The organism is Lentzea sp. (genome assembly GCF_036380075.1).
In the GTDB taxonomy this organism is placed as follows: domain Bacteria; phylum Actinomycetota; class Actinomycetes; order Mycobacteriales; family Pseudonocardiaceae; genus Lentzea.
Map to the genome: position 1 here is coordinate 1 of NZ_DASVFL010000304.1, position 5,215 is coordinate 5,215.

The window sequence follows — 5,215 nt, forward strand, 5'->3', positions numbered from 1 at the left end:
TGCTCGACCTGCTGCTGCGGCTGTCGGAGGACCGGCAGATCGTGCTGTTCGCGCAGGAGACCGCGGTGGTGGAGTGGGCGCGGGAGCGGCTGGGTGAGCGGGACGTGCTGCACCAGCTCACGCCGGTGGCGGCCTGAGCAGCCGCGCGGCGTTGAGCGCGGTGACCCGGACGGCGACGTCGTCCGGGTCTTCGTGTTCCCAGACCCGGACCACGAGCCACCCGGCGGCCGCGAGCCGGAGATCGGTGTCCCGGTCGCGGACGACGACGCCGTGCGACTTCACGCGCCACCACTCGCGGTTCGCCTTCGGCAGGTGGCCGTGTTCGGGACACGAGTGCCAGTAGCAGCCGTCGACGAACAAGGCGATCTTGGCGCCACGCAGCAGCACGTCCACCCGTCTGCGCCGGTTGGTGCCCGGTGCGGCGACATCGACCAGACAACGCAGTCCGCGGCGGTGCAGCGCCCGACGAACCGCCAGTTCAGGGGCGGTGCCGGTCCTGCGGGTCCTGCGCATCACCCTCGCCGTCGCCTCCGAGGTGGCGGCCGGTGCTGGTCCTGCGTCGACGTAGCGGTACACGAGCAGCAGTCTCCAGGAATTGTCAGACCCCGGCGCTACCGTCGGCTCATGACCAACGCCGCCTTCCGCAAGCTCACCCCCACCGCCGACGAGCAGCTCGCCGAGCTCGGCCTGCGCCGGCAGGTCCTGGACCGCGCGGTGTCCGCCGGCATCGACGCCCGCGCCGCCTCGCCGCCGTTCGGGCCGACCAACGCGGCCGGGCTGCTCGACTGGATCCACCGGGTGGGCACGTTGCGTCGGCTGCTTGTGGAAGAGGGGTGGCAGCGGCTCGACCACTGGAACGCCGGGCTGGTGCGGCACCCGTCGCGGCCGATCCTGCTGGGCACGTTGCAGGGCAACCGGGGGACGGGGTCGCCGGACGTGCCGTTGCGCAGCGACTACGCGAAGGGGCCCGCCATCGCGGCGATGATGCGGGACAACGACCACGACCAGTTCGCGCTGTTCGAGAACGTGCGCAACGAGGGGTTCAAGCTGTGGTTCCTCGTCACGTACCCGTTGCAGCTGGAGGACCGGCTCGTGGTGTTGCGGGAGGTGTCGCAGCCGGAGCCCACGCCGCAGAACCAGGTCATCGAGCGGTGGGCGCACCGGATCGTGTTGCCGCCGATGGAGTTCCCGCAGCCCAGGACGCCCACTGTGGACGGTCCGGAGGAGGTGGACTTCCCCGTCGCGCTGCGCCGGCGCGGTGTGCCGCGCGGGTGATCCCACCCGTCGGACCGTCGTGACCTGCTGACCGTCCACTTCACGAGACCCGCCTCGCCTGGCGACGGGCCGGGGGCCACAATGGCCCGATCATGCTCACGCCCTCGCGACTCACGCTCGCCCGCACCCGGCGCGGTCTCACCGCGGCCGAGCTCGCGCGCAAGGCCGGGGTGCAGGCGCGGGCGATCGGCGAGTACGAGCGCGGCGTCCGCCGGCCCAAGGCCGCCACGGTGGAGCTGCTGGCCGGGGCGCTCGGGTTCCCCGGGACGTTCCTCCTGGCACCGGAACCGCCGCGGCCCCAGAGCGCGCTGCGGGAAGCGCCGCCCACCGCGCAGGCGACCGCCGCGGCGCAGCTGGCGATCGAGTTCAACGGATGGCTCGAGCGCCTCTTCGTGCTGCCCCAGCCCGACCTGCCCCGGCCGAGGACGTCGCCGGACGGGACGCGGGAGTGCTGGCGACTCGACCACGGGCCGGCGCCGAACATGGTGCAGCTGCTGGAGGCGCACGGGGTGCGGGTGTTCTCGCTGCCGGTCGACTGCGGCGCGCAGGAAGCGTTCTCGTGCTGGCACAACGGCACGCCGTACGTGTTCCTCACGCCGGCGGCATCGCCGGAGCAGGCCCGGTTCGACGCGGCCGTCCAGCTCGCGGTGCTGCTCGGGCACGACGCGCCGCAGGAGTTCGCCGACGAGTTCCTCATGCCCCGGCAGCGGCTCAGGGGCACGGACCACCGGCACTGGCACGTGGCCAGAGAACGGTTCATCAAGAGGGCGAACGTCCTCAGCCTCGCCCACGGCGGCATGACGCGCCGCGAGACGTCCAAACTGCTCACCAAGGTGTTCCGGGTCCTCCGTGAGAACGGCACGACACCGCTGCACGTCGCCAAGGAACTGAACCTTGGCCTGGAGGAGCTCAACGGGCTGGTGTTCGGCCTGGTCCTCACCGCGCTGCCGGGTGGCGGCGAACCGGGGCCGAGAGGGCGCGCGCGTCTCACCCTGGTGCACTGAAAGCACCGGGATCAGGCGAAGGCTTGCCGAGGAGAATCCGCGGTCACCGTTGGTCGACAGCTCCGGGCAGCGTGACCCTCTGGTCACTGATTGAAGTATTTGGCCCGTTGTATTAGACCAAACGAGCGATTCTTGAAACGCATCGCCCGGCATGCTCGACACTCAGAGTGACGGGACGCCGAGTCGTGAGGATGCCCCATGACGATGCAGCAACGCACAGAGCCCTCGCCCGCAGCCGTACTCATCGCCGTTGCCGTGCTCGCGCTGGTTCTGACCGTTGCTCTCGGCCCGCTCGGCTTCGTCATCGGACTCGCGCTGTTCGCGTTGATGTTCGTCGGGACCAAGCACAACCACGCCTCCGAACCGGTCACCACGATGCGCACGCGGTCCCGCATCCGCCGCCTGTCCACGGCAGGACGGGTCGCGGTCGTCGACGAGTCGCACCACCAGGACGCCATCGCCGAGATCGCGCGGCAAGCCTCGGCGCTCGCGGTCGACGGGGCCGTTCCCGCGACCGCCGTGCTCGTGCCGGAGTCCGGAAAGGTGGTGCGGGTCGACCTGCTGCGGACCGACGGCTCCGCGGTCACCGCCGGCTACCTGCGCGGAGACCAGGCCACGGACTACCAGCCGTTGCTGCTGGAGCTGGCCGAACGCGGCGAGCTCGGTTCATGCCCCGCCCGCATCCTGGGCAGCGGCCCGCACTACGGCGTGCACCTGCATCTCGGCGTGCCGCGGCTACTGCTGCTCGACCACGAAGCGCTCGGCACGGCACCGACGCTTCCAGCCGAGCAGCAAGTCACCATCACGGACGAGGAATCGCATCAGCACGTGCTGCACCGCGTGGTCAACGGCCGCACTCCCGTCCACGTCATCGCAGAACTGAAGGACTGCCGCATCGCCCGCGGCTCCCACATCGGCGAGCACACCCTCGAGGTGCTGCTCGAAGGCGAACGCATCGGCCAGCTCGCCCACTCGACGGGCCGTCGCTACTGGGAGACGGTGCAGCAATGGCGCGCCCGCACCGGCCGCGCGCTGTGCGAAGCCGTGATCACCAACGAAGGCACGCGCGGCCTTCACGCGAAGCTGCTGCTGCCCAAGTAGTCCGCGAACGTGCGCGGCTCACGACCGAGCACCCGCTGCACGCCATCGGACAGGTGCGCTTCTTCGCCCGTGCGGATGCGCACGAGCAGCATCGTGACGAGGTCGGCGATTTCGTCCGGGTAGCCGAGGCCGCGCAACGAGCCAGCGAACTCGTCCGGCTCGACGTCGCTGTAGACGACGGGCTTGCCGGTCACCGCGACGATCCGCGCCAGCATCTCGGCGAACGACAACGGCTCGGCGCCGCTCAGCTCGTAGGTCTTCCCCGCGTGTCCGTCTTCGGTCAGCGCGACGACGGCGACCTCGGCGATGTCCACGACGTCGATGAACGGGTGGAGGCCCTGGCCCGCGGGCACCGCGAGCTCACCGTGCCGCACGGGCTCGGCGAACAGGTCCTCGTCGAAGTTCTGCATGAACCAGGTCGGCCGCAACACCGTCCAGTCGACACCGGAGTTCTTGACCGCCGCCTCGGACGGGTCGTCGTCGGGTGCGCCGCGCATCGACAGCAGCACGAGCCGTGTGACACCGGCCTTCACGGCCAGCGGCACGAACTCGGCCAGCACCGCCGGGTTGTCCGGCGGAACGACGTAGACCGCGGTGGTTCCGGTGACAGCCGGCTCCCAGGTGGCGGGGACCGACCAGTCGAACTTCGTGTCCGACGACCGCGACGCGGGACGGGCCGCGGAACCCAGGAGTGCGGTGACGCGCCGGCCGGTCTTGCCGGTGGCGCCGAGGATCAAGATGGTGGAGGGGTTGATCGCGCTCAACGTTGACATGACTCAAGCCAATCAACGTTGACGCGGACGATCCATGCTTGATCAGCCGCCTTCCTTGCTCGTTCGTCCACGTGGTAGTCAGTGGACATGAGTGAGCGTGACCTCGTGGACCTGAGGGATGCGTTGCGGGCGTTCGCCGCGGCGCGCGACTGGGACAGGTACCACACGCCGAAGAACCTGGTGATGGCGTTGTCGGGGGAGGTCGGCGAGCTGACCGACCTCTTCCAGTGGTTGACGCCGGAGGAGGCGCAGAACGCGATGGAGGACCCGGAGCTCGCCTGGAACGTGCGGGACGAGCTCGCGGACGTGATGCACTACCTGACCCGGCTGGCGGACAAGTTGGGGGTCGACCTCGTCGAGGCAGCGTTCGCCAAGATCGACAGGAATGAGCGGCGGTTCCCGACCGGTGATCTGCGGCCCGTCGCGATCGACGAGAACGGCCGGTGAGTCCGGTGTCGCCGGCGAAGCGCCGTTCCCCGATGCGGCATTGGTCTCGCTTCCCCACGGGGAACGGCGCTCCCGTGTCCAGCGTCGACGGAATGGTCCGGGGTGACGACCATCCACCTGGTCGTCGTCCGGGTTCCCGGCGACGAACGCCGGCTCGTGATCGTGCTCCAGCCGTGGCGTTCGACGCACTGCAGTCCCGCTAGAGGTACGTCAGCAGGAGGAGGATCAGGCACACCAGCAGCACGACGCCGAGCACTGCGGGCAGGAACGACTGCGAGGACGGCGCGGGTTCGCGGGCGTGCCTGCCCCGCCTCCTGCGCGCTCGCCACCGCAACGGTGCCTCCCCTGCCCACTGCTCGTTCATGACGATCACGGTAGGGATCGGGGAGGAGGCCTTGACGCACGTCACCCGCTCGCCGGGAACGCATCACCCGGTCAGCCGCCGCGGCCGGCACGAGCTCCTCGGGAAAGACGAAAAAGCCCTGCGGGGAGCGCTTGTGGCGCTCGACCCGCAGGGCAAATTAAGTTCGGCGGCGACCTACTCTCCCACACCGTAACCAGTGCAGTACCATCGGCGCAGAAGGGCTTAACTACCGGGTTCGGAATGGGACCGGG

7 protein-coding genes and 1 rRNA gene are annotated in these 5,215 nt (G+C 70.0%); 4 read left to right on the plus strand and 4 right to left on the minus strand.

Features of this window, described 5'->3' with window-relative positions; translation table 11 throughout:
* Positions 1-117: 117 nt before the first annotated feature.
* On the minus strand, positions 118-576 hold the full coding sequence (locus tag VF330_RS32020) for a very short patch repair endonuclease (RefSeq protein WP_330855438.1): 459 nt from the start codon (positions 574-576) through the stop codon (positions 118-120).
* 48 nt (positions 577-624) lie between these two features.
* Between VF330_RS32020 and VF330_RS32025 the strand changes: the two genes are divergently transcribed.
* The 3 genes from VF330_RS32025 to VF330_RS32035 all read left to right on the plus strand — a co-directional run bounded on the left by VF330_RS32025 (position 625) and on the right by VF330_RS32035 (position 3,380).
* On the plus strand, positions 625-1,275 hold the full coding sequence (locus VF330_RS32025) for a hypothetical protein (RefSeq protein WP_330855439.1): 651 nt from the start codon (positions 625-627) through the stop codon (positions 1,273-1,275).
* Between the two features lie 92 nt (positions 1,276-1,367).
* Complete coding sequence (locus VF330_RS32030; RefSeq protein ID WP_330855440.1) at positions 1,368-2,279, plus strand: helix-turn-helix domain-containing protein; 912 nt, start codon at positions 1,368-1,370, stop codon at positions 2,277-2,279.
* A gap of 198 nt (positions 2,280-2,477) precedes the next feature.
* Entirely contained in the window at positions 2,478-3,380 is a 903-nt protein-coding gene (locus tag VF330_RS32035) for a hypothetical protein (RefSeq protein ID WP_330855441.1), read from the plus strand.
* Here VF330_RS32035 and VF330_RS32040 read toward each other — a convergent pair.
* The gene (locus VF330_RS32040) at positions 3,353-4,153 is read right to left on the minus strand and encodes an SDR family NAD(P)-dependent oxidoreductase (protein WP_330855442.1); all 801 of its coding nucleotides are present in this window, start codon (positions 4,151-4,153) and stop codon (positions 3,353-3,355) included. The genes VF330_RS32035 and VF330_RS32040 overlap by 28 nt on opposite strands.
* Positions 4,154-4,240: 87 nt before the next feature.
* Between VF330_RS32040 and VF330_RS32045 the strand changes: the two genes are divergently transcribed.
* Positions 4,241-4,600, plus strand: a complete 360-nt coding sequence (locus VF330_RS32045) for a nucleotide pyrophosphohydrolase (protein WP_330855443.1) — start codon at positions 4,241-4,243, stop codon at positions 4,598-4,600.
* 199 nt (positions 4,601-4,799) lie between these two features.
* Here VF330_RS32045 and VF330_RS32050 read toward each other — a convergent pair whose 3' ends face one another.
* Both VF330_RS32050 and rrf read right to left on the minus strand, forming a co-directional pair.
* On the minus strand, positions 4,800-4,964 hold the full coding sequence (locus VF330_RS32050) for a hypothetical protein (RefSeq protein WP_330855444.1): 165 nt from the start codon (positions 4,962-4,964) through the stop codon (positions 4,800-4,802).
* Positions 4,965-5,125: 161 nt separating this feature from the next.
* Positions 5,126-5,215: ribosomal RNA gene (gene rrf / locus VF330_RS32055) — 5S ribosomal RNA — on the minus strand; the annotation flags it as partial.

Coding starts and splice junctions, on each gene's coding strand:
- VF330_RS32025 (WP_330855439.1), top strand. CDS start 625: ATGACCAACGCCGCCTTCCGCAAGCTCACCCCCACCGCCGACGAGCAG.
- VF330_RS32030 (WP_330855440.1), top strand. CDS start 1,368: ATGCTCACGCCCTCGCGACTCACGCTCGCCCGCACCCGGCGCGGTCTC.
- VF330_RS32035 (WP_330855441.1), top strand. CDS start 2,478: ATGACGATGCAGCAACGCACAGAGCCCTCGCCCGCAGCCGTACTCATC.
- VF330_RS32040 (WP_330855442.1), bottom strand. CDS start 4,153: ATGTCAACGTTGAGCGCGATCAACCCCTCCACCATCTTGATCCTCGGC.
- VF330_RS32045 (WP_330855443.1), top strand. CDS start 4,241: ATGAGTGAGCGTGACCTCGTGGACCTGAGGGATGCGTTGCGGGCGTTC.
- VF330_RS32050 (WP_330855444.1), bottom strand. CDS start 4,964: ATGAACGAGCAGTGGGCAGGGGAGGCACCGTTGCGGTGGCGAGCGCGC.